We start from the raw sequence: 17,315 nt of genomic DNA, 5'->3' as shown, positions 1-17,315 counted from the left end.
CGTGCGCGACTTCCGGATCGACATCCCCGAGGCCGACCTCGACGACCTGCGCGACCGGCTGCGCCGGACCCGCTGGCCCGAGCCGGCGACGGTCGGCGGCTGGACCCAGGGCGTCCCCCTCGACTACGCGAAGGAGCTGGTCGCCTACTGGGCGGAGGCGTACGACTGGCGCCGCTGCGAGGCCGAGCTGAACTCGTACCCGCAGTTCACGACCGGTCTCGACGGCGGCGGCGACGACACCGTCGAGGTGCACTTCCTGCACGTCCGGTCCCCGCACGAGGACGCGATGCCGCTGATCCTCACGCACGGGTGGCCCGGATCGGTGATCGAGTACGTCGGGCTGATCGACGCGCTCACCAAGCCGGAGGACCCGGCCGACGCCTTCCACGTCGTCATCCCGTCACTGCCCGGGTTCGGGTTCAGCGGCAAGCCCGAGGTGTCGGGCTGGGGCGTCGAGCGGATCGCCACGGCGTGGGCGCAGCTGATGGACCGGCTCGGCTACGACCGCTACGGCGCGCAGGGCGGGGACTGGGGCTCGATGATCACCGCGGCCCTGGGCACGGGGATCCCCGAGGCGATCACCGGCATCCACCTCACGATGCCGCTCGCCGAGGCCCCGCCCCAGGAGGAGCGCCGGACCCTCTCCGCGGGGGAGAAGGAGGCGCTGATGTTCGCCAAGCGCTTCAAGGTCTCCGGCACCGGCTACTCCGCCGAGCAGGCCACCCGGCCGCAGACGCTCGGGTACGGGCTCACGGACTCCCCGGTCGGCCAGGCGTGCTGGATCGTCGAGAAGTTCTGGGACTGGACCGACTGCGCCGGGCACCCCGAGAACGTGATCTCGCGGGACCGGTTGCTGGACAACGTGATGATCTACTGGCTCACCGCGAGTGCCGCCTCCAGCGCGCGGCTGTACTGGGAGAGCTTCCGCAAGCAGCGCATGGACACGGTGGAGGTGCCGACCGGCGCCACGATCTTCCCGCACGAGATGAGCCGGCTGCCGCGGCACTGGCTCGAGCGCCGCTTCACGGACCTGCGGCACTTCTCGCACCCGGTGGCGGGCGGGCACTTCGCGTCGCTGGAGCAGCCGGAGACCTTCGTCGACGAGGTGCGGACCTTCTTCCGGACCGTGCGCTGACCGATCGCCTCCCCCCGCGGTGACGACGAGTTCGCGGCCGACAGGTGACCCTCGATGAGACATGCACGGGCCGCTCCCGGCACCGCCGAGCGGGGTAGCCGCTCACGGGCCGAGGGGCCTGCCGGTCGCTCCTACTCGAACGCCAGCACCGAGGCCGTGAAGCTGTGCAGGTGGTTCCGCCCACCCACCGGCCCGATCTCGCCGGCGGCGAAGAACCCGGCGACCGGGACGTCGCCCAGCTCCGCCCGGACGACCCGCGGGTCGTGGTCGGCGTCGGGGAACATGCCGGTCCCGCGGCCGTTGCACGAGAACAGCAGCGCGCCGCGGACCTGCGGGAGCTCGTCGAGCAGGTGGGCCAGGTCCTCGCCCGCACCCACGGCGTCGCGCACCTGGAACCGCACGGTCCGCCCGATCTCGACGACGTCGCCGACCGCCACCGCGCCCGCCTCCGGGTCGATGCCCATCACCCCGCGGATGAGGAAGTCGCCGCGGCCGTGCTCGTCGGCGTACTCGTCCATCGCGACGCCCAGGTGCAGGGCCTGCGCCGTCTGGTGCTGCTCCTCCGGCGGCAGCGCCTGAACGATCGCGCCGAGCTTCGCGCAGGCCTGCTCGCCGGCCAGCTCCAGCAGCAGGTTCGCCTTCGCCGCGGTCACGATCATCGGCGGCCCGATCGGGCGGCAGCCCTGGCTCACCACGGTGTGGACCCCCGCGCCGCGCCCGATCAGCACGCCGGTCGCCCCGCCGTCGAGCACCTCGCCGTCGAGCACGAGGCGGTTCCCCCCGGGGGCGGCTCCGACGCTCGCCAGCCCGCCCATCAGCGGGAGGTCCGGGAGCAGCTCGCCGGACCGCTCGAGATACCCGCCGATCGGGAAGGAGAACGGGTCGGCGAGCAGGATCGCGGCCTCCGCGCCGGCCGCGGCCGCCGCGGGCGGCGTGCCCGTGACCTCCACACCCCCGGACCTGGGCCGCGCGGCGAGCCGGAACGTGTCGAGCGGGACCCCCGGCAGGGCCGCGGCGAACACCGACACCGACGGTTCCTGCTCGACACCGCGGCCGTCGGCGATCACCCCGTGTGCGGTCGTGCCGATGGCGGCACGTGCGCCCGCGATCTCCATGGCGCGCACGGCGGCCGCCGCGGCCCCGTCGGGGTCGCCACCGCGCCCCGTGGCCACGAAGACCACCAGCAGATCGGGTGCACGCCCCTCGAAACCGCCCAGCGCCTCCGCGGTCGCGACCTCCGCGGCTCCGCGGAGATCGGGACCGACGGCCAGACCGTCGCCGAAGATCCTGCCGTCGTCCACGTCGTCCCCCTTCCCCACCACCGCGGGGAGCGCCGGTGGCGACAGAGAAATCGTCGCAGGTCCTGGGCGACGCGACCAGCCGGAGCGGCCCGGAGGCGCCACGACGAGAGGGCCGCCGGACGTGCCGGACGGCCCTCTCGTGGCGCACGGATGTCGAGCTGCCAGAACGATCACCGACGCCGCGGTCCGCATCGGGCGGACGCGGATCACCTTATCGCAGTTGACTACGAGCTGCGAACAACTTGCAACAAGGGATAGCGTCGGTCCCGACGGACCCCGACACGGAACGGAGAACACCTCGTGGCCGAGTACACGCTGCCCGACCTGCCCTACGACTACGGCGCGCTCGCCCCGCACATCGCGCCCGAGATCATGGAGCTGCACCACTCCAAGCACCACAACACCTACGTCACCGCGCTCAACGGCGTCCTCGACACGCTCGCGGAGGCGCGCGCCGGCGGGAACTTCGACGCGATCGTCGGGCTGGAGAAGACGCTCGCGTTCAACCTCGGCGGGCACGTGAACCACTCGGCGTTCTGGCAGAACCTGTCCCCCGAGGGCGGCGACAAGCCGGACGGCGAGCTCGCCGCGGCGCTCGACGAGGACTTCGGCTCGTTCGACGCCTTCCGGGCCCACTTCACGGCCGCGGCCACCACGATCCAGGGCTCCGGCTGGGCGATCCTCGGTTGGGACCGGCTCGGGAAGCGGCTCCTGGTGCACCAGCTCTACGACCAGCAGTCCCAGCTGCCGGCCGGCCAGGTCCCGATCGTCCTGCTGGACATGTGGGAGCACGCCTTCTACCTGCAGTACAAGAACGTCAAGCCGGACTACGTCAAGGCGTGGTGGAACGTCGTGAACTGGGCGGACGCGCAGGAGCGCTTCGCTGCCGCCCGGGCGAGCTGAGCCGGCGGGCCGGGCCCGCACCCGGCGGGCCCGGCCCCGACTCGCCGAAGCCCACAGCCCGACTCGCGGGAACTCACAGCGCGACTCGCGGGAACTCACAGCGCGACTCGCGGGAACTCACAGCGCGACTCGCGGGAACTCACAGCGCGACTCGCGGGACGGGCGCTCCTACTCTCCGCGAGTCGGGGTCTCGGCTCCGGCGAGTCGGGGGATGCGGCGCGGGGAGGTCGCGCGACGGCGCCCGTGAGGCGGGTCAGCGGGGGAGGCCGCCGGCGGCGCGGAGCAGGAGGTGCATGGCGAGGTCGGTGGAGCGCTCCCGGATGTCCCCCCGGGCCCCGGGGAGGACGGGGTCGCGGGCGAGGACCTGCCCGTCCGCCGTCGTCACACAGAAGCAGACGTACCCCACGGGCTTGGCTTCGGTCCCGCCGCCGGGCCCGGCCACGCCGGTGATGCCCACGCCGATCGACGCGCCGAACCTCTCCCGCGCCCCGTCGGCGAGGGCCCGGGCCACCTCGGGCGACACCGCCCCGTGCTCGGCGATCGTCTCCGCCGGCACGCCGAGCAGGGCGGTCTTCGCCTCGTTCGAGTAGGCGACCACCCCACCGTTGACGTACGCCGACGAACCGCCGCGGTCGATCAACCGCGACGCCAGCATCCCGCCGGTGCACGACTCCCCCGTCGCGACGGTGAGCCCGCGCTCCAGCAGCGCCTCCGCGAGCAACTCGTCCGTGGTCGCGCCGACCGCGCTGACCAACTGCCCGCGGTGCCGCGCGATCAGCTCGTCGGCGAGCTCGGCGGCCACCGGTTCGGCACCGGGCAGCGGGTGCAGGTCCACCTCCAGCTCCGAGCGGCGCAGGCAGGTGATGACCTCGACGTCGGACAGGTCGCGCGCACGCTCGATGTCGCGGAGGGTCTCGGCGATCTCCGACTCGGGCAGGTTGAAGAAGCGCAACGACCGCGCCTCGGCCCGTGGCACGCCGGCCAGCAGCTCGGCGAACGGTGCCGCCTCCAGCATCGCCGGCCACATCCCCTGCAGCTCGCGCGGCGGGCCGGGCAGGACCACGACCAGCGGCCCGTCGGGGCGCCGCACGACCAGCCCGGGCGCGGTGCCGACCGGGTCCAGCACGACCGCACCGCGCGGCACCATCGCCTGCTTGCGCGTCGCCTCGTCCAGGGCCGGGCCGTCGAACCCGGTGCGCTTCGCCCACCGGGCCACCCGCCGCCCGATCGTCTCCTGCATCGCGGTGTCGAGCTCCAGCTCGGAACCCACGTAGGCGGCGACGATCTCGACCGTGATGTCGTCCGCGGTCGGCCCCAGGCCCCCGCTCGTGACCACGAGGTCGACGCCACCCTCGGTCACCTGCCGCAGGGCGGCGGCCAGGTCCTCCGGCCGGTCGCCGACGATCACGACCTGCGCGACCTCGAACCCGAGCTCGCCGAGCTCGCGGGCGGCCCACGGCCCGTTGGCGTCCCGGATGACGCCGGTCAGCAACTCGCTGCCGGTCACGACGATGCCGGCGCGCGGCCGGCGGGCCCTCGATCCCTCACCCACGCGAGGACCCTACCCCGGCCCGGGCGTGTCCTCCCGATCAGTGACTCGGAGTGACGACATCGAGCGCGACCACCCGGGTGGGCCCCCAGAAGGACGTCACTGAGCTGGGGTTGCGGTCGTTCTCAGGGCGGTCACAGCGTGCGTGCGGAGACTCGTGGTCGTTCCCTCCGGGAGATCCGAGCTCCGGGTGCCGGGCGGGAACGGAAGGGTTGCGAGAGATGACGGACGAGCACGGGCCCACGTGGGTCGGCGAGACCGACGTCGACGACGTCGCGGGCCTGCACGTCGACCCCCGCTTCACCGCCGCGCGGCTGCTGGTGACCGCGCACGGCGACGCCGTGGGGCAGGTGACCGTGCCGCTGCGCGCGGGCGTGGCCGACGCCGTGACCGTCGCCGAGGCGGTCCTCGCGCAGCTCGGCGCGTTGCCCGCGGCGCGCCCGGTGCCGAGCTCCGTGGAGCCGGTCACCGTCGTGATCGCCACCCGGGGGCGCGCGGAGAGCCTGGGCCGCGCGGTGCGCGCGGTGCTGGCCGGCGACCACCCCGCCGTCACCGTGCTGGTGGTCGACAACGACCCCACCGACGACGCGACCGAGCGGGTCGTCGCCGGGATCGGCGACCCGCGGGTCCGCTACCTGCGCGAGCCGCGCCGGGGCACGTCCGCGGGCCGCAACCGTGGCCTGGCCGAGGCGGGGACGCGGCTGGTCGCCTTCACCGACGACGACACCGAGGTCGACACCGCGTGGGCCCGGCGGCTGGCCGGTGCCTTCGCCGCGGACCCCGAGGTGGTGTGCGTGAGCGGACCGGTGCTGGCCGCCCGCCTCGACACCGAGCAGGAGCGGGTCGCCGACGCGACGCTGGGCTGGGCGAAGGGCTTCCGCCCGCGGACCTTCTCGCTCGCGGCGCCCCCGGAGGACTCGGCGATCTTCCCGTTCGCACCCGGTCTGCTGGGGATCGGCGCGAACCTGGCCGTGCGGGCGGACCTCGCACGCGAGATCGGCGGCTTCGACGAGGCCTTCGGTCCCGGCTCCCCCACCCGCAGCGGCGAGGACTGCGAGTTCCTGGTGCGGCTGGTGCTGGCCGGGCACGTGCTGGCCTACGAACCCGCGGCGTGGGTGCGCCACCACCACCGCGCCGATCTCGCCGGGCTGCAGGAGCAGGTCGAGGGGTACGCCGTCGGGCTGGGCGGGTTCCTGACCAAGGTCGCGCTCTCGCCGCGTGGCCGGGCCGCCGCGCTGCGCCGCATCCCGGCCGCCGTCCGTCGGCTGGGCGCGATCGCCGACCGCGACGCCGGGGTGACGGCCGGGTCCGCCGCCACGGCACCGGGCCCCGGCCGGCGGCACCGCGCCCTGCTCTCCGGGCCGCTGCTCTACCTGCGGTCCCGGCGTCGCGCCCTGCGCTCCGGCGGCCGGGTGCCGCCGCTCATGATCGAGGCCGTGCCGCCGGCCCGCGCGGAGCGCCCGCGCGAGCCGGTGCTCGGCCTGCACTGAGCTCCCGCCGGTCGGCGCACGCTGCCGAGGGCTGGTCACCTCTCGCACGGCCAGCGCACGCGCGGACCGCACAGCCCGCTCCGAGCTCGCGGCCACCGCGGCGCGGCTCGACGGGGAGGCCGCCCATCCGGTGATCCGGCCGGATCCGCCGGGAGGCCGCGGACCCGGCCGGGCGCGGACGTGAGCGGCTCGTTCAGGCCTGGTCGAGTCCCAGGTCCGGGCCGAAGACCTCGTAGTGGATGTCGGCGGCGGGCACGCCGCGCTCGAGCAGCTGTGCGCGCACCGAGCGCATGAACCCGACGGGCCCGCACAGGTAGGCGACGGTGTCGGCGGGGATGTCGAGGGGGGTGAGGTCGACCAGCCCGGTGCGGTCGGCGGGCCAGGGCTGCGCGGGGTGCTCGTACCAGACCGCGGCGGTGGCGTCGGGGAGCTTGGCGACGAGCTGCTCGAGGTCGGAGCGCAGCGGGTGGGTGTCGGGGGTGCGGTCGGCGTGCACGGCGAGCACCCGGCGTGGTGAGTCGACGGCGGCGAGGTGGCCGAGCATGTCGATCATGGGGGTGGCGCCGATGCCGGCCGAGGCCAGCAGTACGGGCCGGTTGCCGTCGTCGAGGACGACGTCGCCGAAGGGGTGGCTGACGCGCAGCACGTCGCCGAGGCGGACCCGGTCGTGCAGATGGGTGGAGACCTCCCCGTCCGGGGTGCCGACGACCCGCTTGACACTGAAGCGCAGAGTGTCCGGACGCTGGGTGGACACGCTGTACTGGCGGATCTGGTGGGCGCCGTCGGGCATCCGGACCTGCACCGACACGTACTGCCCGGGCCGCGAGGCGGCGACGGGCTCGCCGTCGGTGGGCCGCAGCACGAAGGTGGTGACGTCGTCGGTCTCGCGCAGCAGCCCGACGACGCGGTGGTCGCGCCAGATGTCCCCGGTGTCGGTTCCGGCCTGCGCGTAGAGCCGGGCCTCGATCGCGACCAGGGCGTTGGCCATCAGCCAGTACACCTCGTCCCAGGCCGCGGCGACCTCCTCGGTGACCGCCTCGCCCAGCACCTCGACGATCGCGGCGAACAGGTGGGTGTGGACGATGTCGTACTGGTCGCGGGTGATGCCGAGGGAGGCGTGCTTGTGCGCGATCCGGGACAGCATCGCGTCCGGGCGGACGTCCGGGTGGGCCAGCAGGGCGGAGGCGAACACCGCGATGGAGCCGGCGAGGGCGCGAGGCTGGGTGCCGTTGGCCTGGTTGCCGCGGTTGAACAGGTCGCGCAGCAACTCGGGGTGGGCGTCGAACAGGCGACGGTAGAACGCGGTGGTGATCTCGTCGATGGCCCCGGCGACGGCGGGCAGGGTCGCCTGGACGGTGGCTGCGGACTTCTCGGACAGCATCGGGGAGGCTCCAAACTGGAATTCGACTCGAGTTCGACGTGCGGTGGTGCCGCACGGGTCGTGGTGTCGGTGATCAGCCGACGGGGGCCGGCGGGGACAGGCCGACCAGCAGTGGCCCGGTGGGGGCCCCGACGAGGTCGTCGATCGTGTAGGGGTCGAGCGCGGCGTAGAAGGCCTCGCGGGCCTCACGCAGCGCCGTGCGCAGGCGACAGCCCGCGCGCAGCGGGCAGGGTGGGTCGTCGTCACAACCGACGACGTCGCCCTCACCCTCCAGGGCGCGGACGAGGCGGCCGACCGAGCCGTGGCGGCCCGCCGAGGTCAGGGCCAGGCCGCCGCCCCGGCCGCGGCGGGCCTCGAGCACGCCGAGGTGCCGCAGCCGGGTCACGACCTTGGCCGCGTGGCTGTGGGGCGCCCCCACGGCCGCGGCGATCTCCCGGGTGGGCGGGCACTCGCCGTCGTCGAGCACCGCCGTCCGCATCAGGATCCGAAGTGCCAGATCGGTGGCCGCGGTCAGTCGCACGAGAGCGACACTAGGAAAAGTGGAATCCACGAGTCGAGTTCACCGAGCGTGTACAGAGACACCCTGCGATCACACGATGCGGTGATCTGCGCAGACGCGTCGGGTGAGGGAGCGAGGTCACACGTCGCGCCCCGTCGTGCGGCTGCCCGGTCGGGAACGCGTGCTGCCGGAGGGGTGGGCGCCTGCGCTGTCTCGTGCCGGCACCCGCACCAGCCACGACCAGCGCCGGGACCACGTCGACGCACGACGACAACGATCTACGGCTGGTGTACCACTAGGCTGTGCCCGTGAAGATCCGAGTGGTCCTGGCGGAGGACAACGCCCTGCTCAGGCACGGACTGGTGCGCCTGATCGACGGCGCCGAGGACCTCTCGCTCGTCGGCGCGGCGCCCGATCGCCCGACGCTCACCGCCCTGATCGACGAGCACGACCCCGACGTCGTCGTCACCGACATCCGGATGCCCCCGACGAACTCCGACGAGGGGCTGTCGGTGGCCGCGGACCTGCGCGTCCGCAAGCCGGACACCGGTGTGATCCTGCTGTCGCAGTACGCCGAGGCGCAGTACGCGCTCACCCTGCTCGCCGACGGGACCGCACGGCGGGGCTACCTTCTCAAGGAGCGGGTGGCCGACGGCGACGAGCTGGCCGAGGCGGTGCGCCGGGTCGCCGAGGGTGGCTCGGTGATCGACCCGACCGTGATCGAGGGCCTGGTCGCGGCCCAGCGCGCCAAGCCCTCGGAGCTCGACGCGCTCACCCCGCGCGAGCTCGAGGTGCTCGGCGAGATGGCGCAGGGCAAGAGCAACGCCTCGATCGCGGCCTCGCTCGTGCTGTCCGAGCGGGCGATCGAGAAGCACACCAACTCGATCTTCTCCAAGCTCGGGCTGTCCGAGGAGCGCGACCTCAACCGCCGGGTCTCCGCCGTCCTGGTCTACCTGCAGAACAGCTGACGGCGCACGGGACGCTCAGGCCGGGGCGGCCGAGGCGCGGTAGGTCGAGAGCACCGACCGGCCGTCGAGCACCCGGCTGTCCACCAGGTCGAAGCCCAGCCGCACGTCACCCGCCGGCAGCACGGCGTGCGGCCCGCCGAGGACGACCGGGTGCACGACGATCCGCAGCTCGTCGACCAGTCCGGCCGCGGCCAGGGACCCGGCGAGCCCGGCTCCGCCCATCAGCACGATGTCCTTGCCGGGGCGCTGCTTGAGCGCGCTGATCGCGTTCGGGACGTCCTGCGTGATGAGCGTGGTCCGCTCGACGTCGACGCGCTCGAGGGTGCGCGAGACCACGACCTTGTCCGTCTCCCGCCAGACCGGCGCGTACGCCCGGTCGTGCGGGTGGTCGGAGACCCGGTCGGCGGTCGGCCAGTGGGCGGCCATCATCTCCCAGACGCGCCGGCCGTAGAGGAGCGTGTCGAGCTCCTCGTGGAGCACCAGCGAGTAGGCGGACAGCTCCGGGCCCATCTCGGGCCAGTCGAACTCGCCCCTCGGCCCCTGGATGCGGCCGTCGAGCGAGGTGTGGACGAAGTGGATCAGCGATCGCATGACGGTTCCTCCCGCGCCGGCCCCCTGGTGGGCGCCGCTCGCGACGTGGTCGGAGGCGGCCCGGCGTTCTCGACACGACCGCGGACGGATCCTGTCGGAACGGCCGAGGGGCCGGCCCGATGGTCCGGACCGGCCCCTCGGGTGGGTGGTGCGGGTCGGGTGGCCGGTGTCGGCCCCGCGCCGGCTCCGCTCAGCTCTGCCGGGTCCCGCAGGTGGCGCAGAAGACCGCGCCGGGGGTGAGGGTCGAGCCGCAGTGCGGGCAGTTCGCGGCCCTCGGGATCGAGTCGACCGCGGTGGGCGCGGCGGGTTCCTCGCCCGACCCGTTCACCGGCGGGGCAGGCGGGACCGACGACGCCCGTGGGGCGGGGGGCGCGGGCGGGAAGCCCAGCTGCGCGCCGGGGGTGCCCAGCTGCGCGCCGGGGGTCCCCTGGTGCGTGCCGGGGGTGCCCTGCGGCGTGCCGGGGGTGCCCTGCTGCGTGCCGGGGGTGCCCTGCTGCGCGCCGGGGCCGCGGTGCACGAACGGGGCGGCGGGGGCCGGGCGCTGCGCGGCCATGATGTCGGCCGGGGTGACGACCGTCGTCGGTCCGTCCGCGGTGCCGGCGGGCCGCTGCGAGCCCGGCTGCCGGAGCGTCGACGGCGGCTGCGGCACGGGTGTGCTCCCCCACGGCGCCTGCGGCATGCGCGGGGCGTGTCCGCCGGGCGTCCCGTTGCCGTGGCCGTCGAGGCGCGGGTCGCGCGGGGCGGGGATGTCGACGACGGCGCCGGGGTCCTCGCCGCCCTTGCGACGGCGGCGCAGCGCCGCGCCGAGCGCGATCCCGCCCACGACCAGGGCGGCCGCACCGCCGACGATCGTCCAGAACAGCCAGGGGGTGAGGCCCCAGGGGCCGGTCTCGTCGCTCTGCTGTGCGGCGGGCGCGACCGGGGTGTCGCCGAAGCGCTCCTTGGCCTTCGCGGCCTCGGTCTTGAACTGCTGCGCCTGCCCGTGGTCGGGGTCGACGAGCAGCAGCCGCTCGAACCCGGCGATGGCGTCGGTGTAGTGGCCGGCGTAGTAGTTCGCGAGCGCGTCGCGGTAGCGGGTGTCGTTGGGGCCCAGCTGGTTCTGCACGCCGTTGCGGGCCAGCAGCTCGGTCAGCCCGGTCGCCGGGGCGATGAAGTTGAAGGCCTGGTCGTCGGGCAGGTGCGCACTGTTGATGCCCAGGACCTCACCCTCCAGGTCGACGGTCGGGCCACCGCTCATCCCCGGCGACAGCGACGCGGAGGTCTCGTAGAACGGGACGCTGCCCATGGTGCGCCTGGTGCTGATCTGGCCGTCCTTGTTGGACGGCTCGAGCGTCGGGTCGGTGACGGCGTCGGCCGCGGCCGGGTAGCCGATCGAGAGGACCGGCGTGCCGACGGCGGTGTCCGTCTCGCCACCGAGCTGCACGGACGGCAGATCGGAGCTCTCGATCTTCAACAGCGCGACGTCGCCCTGGGTGGCCGGCCGGAAGTCGACCAGCCGGGCCGGGACGACCTTGCCCTCGGCCCCGCTGCCGGTGCCCGAGCCGATCACGGCCGAGTACTGCGCGTCGATCGGCGAGCCCTTGGCCTCGCCCTCGACGGTCCAGTTCGCCAGGCCGTAGGCCACGACGTCCTGCACGGTCAGGCCGGGCGTCGACGCGGCGACGTCCTGCGCCACCATCTGGATGAAGTCCGCGCGCACGCCGTCGGCACTGGTGGTGTCCACACAGTGGCCGGCGGTGGCGATGTAGCCCTGCGGGTTCACGCCGAAACCGGTGCAGGTGGCGTTGAGGCTGAGCGGCTGGCCGTTGTTGAAGTACAGCCCGGCGCCGTCGCCGACGTAGGCGGTGAACGTCTGGCTCAGGTACACGATCGCGGGCCGCACCTCGGCGGCGGCCTGCTCGGTCGGCGAGGCCTGCTGCGGCCCGGCCGGTCCGGGTGGGGCGCCGGGTTCGGCGGCCGAGGCGGTGCTCGCGGTGGCCACCGTGGCCAGGGTGACCGAGGCGGCGACGGCGACCGCGGCGGCGGCTCGGGCGATGGTGCCGGTCATGGAGGGTCCTCTCGGATGTGGCGGTCCGGGCCCGTCGGCCCTCGCCCGCAGCCGCGGCGTACGCCCGGCCGGTGGATGACGGGAAGAACTGTGCCGTCGCGGGTCCGGTGGTCACGAGGGGTTCACCCCGTGAACCGGGGTGGGGCCAGTACCACCCTCGCGCCAGGAGGTGGGCACCGGCGGGCGACGGGGCCGCATCCTCGGCGGATCCGGCGTCGGCGGGGCAGACTGTCCCGCATGGAGGAACGAGTCGCGTCGACGGCCCGGGTGCGCGTGCTGGTCGTGGACGACCACCGACCGTTCCGGTCCGCTGCCGCCGCGGTCATCCGCCGCATGCCCGGCTGGGAGATCGCGGGGGTCGCCGAGACCGGGGAGGCCGCCGTCGACGCCGTCGCCGAGGTCCGACCGGACCTCGTGCTCATGGACGTCAACCTGCCCGGGATCGACGGGGCCGAGGCGGCCGCGCGGGTCTCGGCCGCCGCGCCGGACACCCGCACCGTGCTGTGCTCGACCTACCGCCTCGAGGACCTGCGGATCGACCCGGACGGGCCCGGCATCGCGGGCTACCTGCACAAGGAGGAACTCGGCGCCCCGGTGCTGCGGGCCCTGTGGGACCGGATCACCACGGCCGCCTGAGGCGCCACGACCCCGGCTACCCGGTGCGCAGGGACACCGCCACGGGTTCGCGCGCCACCCGCACCGCCGGCACCGCCCCGAGCACCAGCGACTCGACGAGCACGGCGGGGACGATCAGGGCGATCGGCCACACCGGCACGGCGACGTCGGGTGCCACGCCGGTCTGGCTCGCCACCTGCCACCACAGCAGCCGGCCGGCGCCGAGCCCGAACAGCACGCCGAACACGACGCCGGGCAGCACCGTGGTCCCGGCCAGCACACCCAGCGCGGCGCGCACCTGCCCCGGGGTCGCCCCCAGCACGGACAGCAGCGCGGCGTCCCGGGTGTGCCGCCGGACCGCACCGATCAACGTGTGCACCAGGCCCGCCACGGCGACGACGGCCAGCAGCGTCGCGAGGATCTCGGGCAGCCGGAGCAGCCCGGCCAGGGTGTCGATCTCCGGCGGCATCCCCGGCAGGTGCACCTCCAGCCGCTGGGCGAGGTCGGCGTAGAGCGCAGCCGCCTGCCCGGGCGCGGCGAGGACGTGCGCCGACGCGAGCGGCTGCCGGAAGAGCTCCCGGAGCTGGTCCGGCGTCATGATCAGGCCCTCGCCGAGCGGGGCGCCGCGCTCGGGCTGCGGGACGGCCACGCCGGTCACGGTGAGCCGCGCCGTGCGGCCGTCGGACGAGGTGACCTCGACGGGATCGCCGAGGCCGAGCTGCTCGCGCACCGCCACCCGGGCGCCGACGGCCACCTCCCCCGGCACCACCGGCATCCGGCCGCTCACCAGCGAGACCGGCACGTCGCCCTTGCGCTGCACGTGCGCGTACGCGTCGATCTGCCGGGAGTGGGCCGGGTCGACCGTCACGCGTCCGGTCTCGACCTCGGTGAGCCCGGCGACGCGCGGATCGGCCGCGAGCGCGGCCAGGTCCGGTTCCCGGGCGTCGGCGATGGTGAGGTCGGCGGTGAACCCGTAGCGGGCGGGGGTGTCGACGAGCCGCTGCAGGCTGGCCCCGAGCATGGTCGACGCGACGATCCCCGCGACCGTCACGGCGACCCCGGTCGCCGTGATCGCCGCGGGCAGGCCGATCGTCCCGGGCAGCGTGCGGCCGCGCAGCGCCAGCCGCAGCCCCACGAACAGGGGGGGCCACCGGACCGCCCAGCGCGCGGGCCGGTACCTGCCCGGCAGCGGCCGGGTGGCCGCGGCCCGGCCGGCGAGCGCGGCGCTCACGGCGGCCAGGGCGAGGAAGCACAACGCCACGACCAGCGCGCCCCCGGCGACGACGCCCCAGACCGGCCGGAAGCCCGTGTCGGGCTCGAAGCGGGCCTGGCTGCCGATGGGTTCGACGGCGCCCGCGGCCACCGTCATCCCCGCGGCGACGACCGCCGCCACCCCCGCGCCCGCCCCGGCCGCCAGCACCCGGGCCCCGATCCGCTCGGCGGCCGTCATCCCGAGCGCGTTCTCCACCCGCTGGTCCGTCGCCCCCCGGGCGTGGTGGCGCACCAGCCCCTGCCCGACCACGACGCATCCGCCGACCCCGACGACCAGGGCGAACCCCCAGAGCCCGATGCCGAGCACGCGTTCGGCCGCGGCAACCGCGGGGTCGGGGTCGGTGGTGGGGAAGGTCGGGATCTCCGGCACGTAGTTGCCCACGATCGACGGCCGGGGCAGGCCCTCGTAGCTGCGGGCGAGCGCGGCGACGAACTCGGCGCGCAGGGCCGCGTCGGCCGCGGGGTCGCCGGTGTAGGCGAGCCGGGCGAACCCCGAGCGTCCGCCCGCCGCCCCCGCGTTCCGCGCGGCGAAGGCCGGGGTGGACAGGGAGTCGCCGAGCGCGCCGCTCCAGGACGGCATCCGCCCGATCCCGACCACCGTCATCCGCCGGGTCGCACCCTCCGGCTCGCCGAACCCGACGTCGAACCGCGCGATCTGGCGCAGCGTCAGCATCTTCAGCGTGATCCGGTCCCCCACCCGCAGCCCGGCCGCCGCGGCCAGCGGCTCGCCGACGAGCAGCTCGTCGGCCGCCTCCACGCGCGGGGCGCGGCCGGCGACGATCACCGGCGCGACCAGGTCGTCGGGCCGTTCCGGGCCGGCGATCACCGAGGTGTACTGCAGCGTCGGGCCGGCGATCCGCGCGATCCAGGCGTAGGCCGTCCAGCTCTCCTCGACCCCGGGCAGCCCGGCGAAACGGGCGGTGACCTCGGGGAGATCGGCCGGGAGGTAGGCGCGGGCGTCGTCGAGCCCGCTGCGCTCGACCAGCCGCGGGTAGGCGCTGCCGGTGCGGTCGGCGACCACTGCGGCGCCGAGCAGCAGCCCACCGACCACGCCCGCGATCAGGCCGAGCGCGAGGAGCGCCCGGAGCCCGGTGCGCAGCTCGGCGCGGGCGACGGCGCGGACGTGCCACCCGGCTCCCCCTCCCGGCAGGGCGCTCCTCGTCGGCCGCCGGCCCGGGGCCGTCATCAGGGGGCCGCCAGGGACGCGACGACGGGGGTGCGGGCCCGCAGTGCGGGGACGGCGGCGACGAGCGCGGCGCCCAGCGGCACCGCGGCGACGAGCAGCGCGATCGGGCCGACCGGCACGTCGATGTCCCCGCCGACCCCGATCGCGGAGGTCACCTGCCACCAGAACAGCCGGCCGATCCCGAGTCCCATCGGCACGCCCAGCAGCACGGCGGGCACCGCGGTGGCCCCGGCGAGCACGCCGAGGGTGACGCGCACCTGCCCGGGGGTGGCACCGAGCACGGAGAACACCGCCATCTCGCGGGCCAGCCGCCGCGCCCCGACCAGCAGCGAGTGGGCCAGCCCCGCGCCCGCGACGACGGCGAGCACCACCGCCAGCACGTCCGGCAGCCGGCCGAGGTCGCCGAGGTTGCGGATCGCCTCGGGCGTGGTCGGCGGCGCCAGCTCGAGCCGGCTGCCCAGCTCCGTGGCCAGCGCGTCCGCCGCGCCCGGCCGGGCCCAGACGTACGTGGTGAGGACGGGGTGGTTCCGGTCCGGGCTCACCGCGGTCAGCCCCTCCGGCGTGGCGAGGAGGTCCTGCCCGAGTGGGCCGTCGTTGTCGTTGGGCGCCACCGCGAGCCCGACGACGGTCATCGGGTGCGGCGCGCCGTCGGTCGCCAGGGTGTCCACCCGGTCGCCCGCGGACAGCCCGCGTTCCGCGGCGAGCCGGGGGTTGACCGCGACCTCGTCCGGCCCGGCCGGCAGTCGCCCGGACACCAGCTCGACCGGCGGCACGGCCTTGCGCGGGGTGATGCTGACGATCCCGAGCGTGCCGCCGTCGCCGAGCCGCGCGTACGTGGTGTCGGTGATCGCCAGCGCGGCGACCCGCGGGTCCTCGACCAGCGCGACGACGTCCGGCTCGCGGCTGTCGGCGATCGTGAGGTCGGCCCCGCCCGCCCACCGCTGCGGGGTCGTGACCAGCCGGTCGAGGCTCGCCCCGATCGTCACCGTGGCGACGATCCCGGCGACCGCGGCGGCGGCGGCGAGGACCGTCACCACCGCCGGAACACCGCGCCGCGTGCCCGCCCGCGCGAGCCTGCTGCCGAGCAGCAGGGTGGGCCACCGGCCCAGCGACCCGCGGACGGCGGCGGCGATCGACCCCGGCCGGGCCTCGGCCGGCCCGGGGACGGCCAGCGCGCGACGGCGCCACGCGAACGCCGCCGTCGACGCCGTGAGCAGGAGGAACGCCGCCGCGAGCGCCACCCCGCCGGCCGCGGCGAGCGCCCACTGCGGCCGGAACCCCGGCTCCGGCTCGAAGCGGGCCTGGCTGCCGAGCGGCGCGAGGACGCCGGCGGCGACCACCACCGCGGCACCGAGCAGCCCGGCCACCGCCGCCGCGGGCACGGCCGCGAGGACGCGGGCGGCCACGCTCTGCGCCGCCGTCATGCCCAGGGCGGACTCCACGGATCGCGCCGCGCGGGCCGTACCCGCGGTGCGCAGCAGCCCGAGCCCGACGACCTGCACCGCACCCAGGCCCACGACCAGCGCGAACAGCCCGACACCGAGGAGCAGTGCCCGTTCGGCGGCCTGCACGGCGGGGTCGGGGACGCGCGGGTGCTCGACCCCCGGGCCGAGGTAGTCGCCGACGATCGAGGGCTGCGCGGCGGACCGGGCGGCGACGGCCTCGGCGAAGCGCGCGGCGGCGCCGGGACCGGGGTCGAGCCGGACGTAGGCGGCGTGCCCGATCCCGGTCCCGGCCCACGCGCGGGCGAAGGCGGGACCGGCGAGGACGTCCGGGAGCGCCTGTCCCCACGCCGGCATCCGGGCGATGCCGACGACACGCACCGCGGTCGCCGGGCCGTGCGGGGTGAACCCGACCGCGAACGCGGCCATGTCCTCGAGGGTGAGCATCCGCAGCGGCAGGACCGTGCCGAGCCCGACGCCGTGCTCGGCCAGCCGCTCGGACACCACCACCTCGTCCGCGGCGCCCGGATCGGCGCCGCGGCCGTCGACGATCACCGGGGTGACCAGGTCCGGGTGCGGCGAGGTGCCCGCGGCCAGCGAGAAGTACCGCAGTTTCGGGCCGTCGACCTGCGCCACCCAGGCCTCGGTCAGCCACGCGTCGGCCACACCCGGCAGGGTCGGCAGGGCCTGGACCAGGGCGGGCCGGTCCGCCGGGACGATGACCCGGGCGTCGTCGAGCCGGACCGCCTCGACGAGCCGCGGGTAGGCGCTGGCGGTGCGTTCGCCGAGCGCGACCGCGCCCAGGACGACGCCCCCGACCAGGCCGAGCACCACCCCGAGGGCGAGCAGGCTCCAGCGCCGTTCCCGCAGCCCGGCGCGGGCGACCAGGGCGACCGCACCGGTCGTGCCCGGCACGCCGGGACCGCGCGCCGGCAC

13 protein-coding genes are annotated in these 17,315 nt (G+C 75.6%); 5 read left to right on the top strand and 8 right to left on the bottom strand.

All coding sequences use genetic code 11. The features are described 5' to 3' along the window. Position 1: 1 nt before the first annotated feature. Complete coding sequence (locus ACL02T_RS17205) at positions 2-1,135, top strand: epoxide hydrolase family protein (protein ID WP_412831738.1); 1,134 nt, start codon at positions 2-4, stop codon at positions 1,133-1,135. Between the two features lie 131 nt (positions 1,136-1,266). Here ACL02T_RS17205 and ACL02T_RS17200 read toward each other — a convergent pair whose 3' ends face one another. Continuing rightward, positions 1,267-2,436 (bottom strand): FIST signal transduction protein, encoded by a 1,170-nt coding sequence (locus tag ACL02T_RS17200; RefSeq protein ID WP_412831737.1) that lies wholly within the window; start codon positions 2,434-2,436, stop codon positions 1,267-1,269. Positions 2,437-2,736: 300 nt separating this feature from the next. Between ACL02T_RS17200 and ACL02T_RS17195 the strand changes: the two genes are divergently transcribed. Then, the gene (locus ACL02T_RS17195) at positions 2,737-3,339 is read left to right on the top strand and encodes a superoxide dismutase (RefSeq protein ID WP_412831736.1); all 603 of its coding nucleotides are present in this window, start codon (positions 2,737-2,739) and stop codon (positions 3,337-3,339) included. A gap of 253 nt (positions 3,340-3,592) precedes the next feature. On the opposite strand, the gene ACL02T_RS17190 is transcribed toward ACL02T_RS17195, so the two are convergent. Further along, positions 3,593-4,891: a competence/damage-inducible protein A gene (locus ACL02T_RS17190; RefSeq protein WP_412831735.1), complete on the bottom strand. Its 1,299-nt coding sequence runs from the start codon at positions 4,889-4,891 to the stop codon at positions 3,593-3,595. Positions 4,892-5,109: 218 nt separating this feature from the next. On the opposite strand from ACL02T_RS17190, the gene ACL02T_RS17185 reads away from it, so the two are divergent. After that, on the top strand, positions 5,110-6,378 hold the full coding sequence (locus ACL02T_RS17185; protein WP_412831734.1) for a glycosyltransferase family 2 protein: 1,269 nt from the start codon (positions 5,110-5,112) through the stop codon (positions 6,376-6,378). A 193-nt stretch (positions 6,379-6,571) separates the two neighbouring features. Here the strand turns inward: ACL02T_RS17185 and ACL02T_RS17180 are convergent, their stop codons facing one another. Both ACL02T_RS17180 and ACL02T_RS17175 read right to left on the bottom strand, forming a co-directional pair. Further along, the gene (locus ACL02T_RS17180; protein ID WP_412831733.1) at positions 6,572-7,759 is read right to left on the bottom strand and encodes a globin domain-containing protein; all 1,188 of its coding nucleotides are present in this window, start codon (positions 7,757-7,759) and stop codon (positions 6,572-6,574) included. A gap of 73 nt (positions 7,760-7,832) precedes the next feature. Next, entirely contained in the window at positions 7,833-8,279 is a 447-nt protein-coding gene (locus tag ACL02T_RS17175) for an RrF2 family transcriptional regulator (RefSeq protein WP_412831732.1), read from the bottom strand. 293 nt (positions 8,280-8,572) lie between these two features. Here ACL02T_RS17175 and ACL02T_RS17170 point away from each other — a divergent pair, with 293 nt between their 5' ends. After that, positions 8,573-9,226: a response regulator transcription factor gene (locus ACL02T_RS17170; RefSeq protein ID WP_412831856.1), complete on the top strand. Its 654-nt coding sequence runs from the start codon at positions 8,573-8,575 to the stop codon at positions 9,224-9,226. A 15-nt stretch (positions 9,227-9,241) separates the two neighbouring features. Here ACL02T_RS17170 and ACL02T_RS17165 read toward each other — a convergent pair whose 3' ends face one another. Both ACL02T_RS17165 and ACL02T_RS17160 read right to left on the bottom strand, forming a co-directional pair. Further along, positions 9,242-9,817: a dihydrofolate reductase family protein gene (locus tag ACL02T_RS17165; protein ID WP_412831731.1), complete on the bottom strand. Its 576-nt coding sequence runs from the start codon at positions 9,815-9,817 to the stop codon at positions 9,242-9,244. Positions 9,818-10,007: 190 nt separating this feature from the next. Then, positions 10,008-11,864, bottom strand: a complete 1,857-nt coding sequence (locus ACL02T_RS17160) for a trypsin-like peptidase domain-containing protein (RefSeq protein ID WP_412831730.1) — start codon at positions 11,862-11,864, stop codon at positions 10,008-10,010. A 237-nt stretch (positions 11,865-12,101) separates the two neighbouring features. Between ACL02T_RS17160 and ACL02T_RS17155 the strand changes: the two genes are divergently transcribed. Then, on the top strand, positions 12,102-12,500 hold the full coding sequence (locus ACL02T_RS17155; RefSeq protein WP_412831729.1) for a response regulator transcription factor: 399 nt from the start codon (positions 12,102-12,104) through the stop codon (positions 12,498-12,500). A gap of 16 nt (positions 12,501-12,516) precedes the next feature. Here the strand turns inward: ACL02T_RS17155 and ACL02T_RS17150 are convergent, their stop codons facing one another. Next, the gene (locus tag ACL02T_RS17150; RefSeq protein WP_412831728.1) at positions 12,517-14,937 is read right to left on the bottom strand and encodes an ABC transporter permease; all 2,421 of its coding nucleotides are present in this window, start codon (positions 14,935-14,937) and stop codon (positions 12,517-12,519) included. After that, complete coding sequence (locus ACL02T_RS17145) at positions 14,937-17,294, bottom strand: FtsX-like permease family protein (RefSeq protein WP_412831727.1); 2,358 nt, start codon at positions 17,292-17,294, stop codon at positions 14,937-14,939. Before ACL02T_RS17145 ends, ACL02T_RS17150 begins: the two co-directional genes overlap by 1 nt. Positions 17,295-17,315: the final 21 nt, after the last annotated feature.

Origin of the sequence: Pseudonocardia oceanicola (assembly GCF_047200735.1) — a bacterium.
Lineage (GTDB): Bacteria > Actinomycetota > Actinomycetes > Mycobacteriales > Pseudonocardiaceae > Pseudonocardia.
This window is presented reverse-complemented; position numbering and strand designations above follow the sequence as displayed.

Excerpts from the sequence above, each read along its gene's own strand:
- ACL02T_RS17185 (WP_412831734.1), top strand. The coding sequence starts at position 5,110 with ATGACGGACGAGCACGGGCCCACGTGGGTCGGCGAGACCGACGTCGAC.
- ACL02T_RS17180 (WP_412831733.1), bottom strand. The coding sequence starts at position 7,759 with ATGCTGTCCGAGAAGTCCGCAGCCACCGTCCAGGCGACCCTGCCCGCC.
- ACL02T_RS17165 (WP_412831731.1), bottom strand. The coding sequence starts at position 9,817 with ATGCGATCGCTGATCCACTTCGTCCACACCTCGCTCGACGGCCGCATC.
- ACL02T_RS17160 (WP_412831730.1), bottom strand. The coding sequence starts at position 11,864 with ATGACCGGCACCATCGCCCGAGCCGCCGCCGCGGTCGCCGTCGCCGCC.
- ACL02T_RS17155 (WP_412831729.1), top strand. The coding sequence starts at position 12,102 with ATGGAGGAACGAGTCGCGTCGACGGCCCGGGTGCGCGTGCTGGTCGTG.
- ACL02T_RS17150 (WP_412831728.1), bottom strand. The coding sequence starts at position 14,937 with ATGACGGCCCCGGGCCGGCGGCCGACGAGGAGCGCCCTGCCGGGAGGG.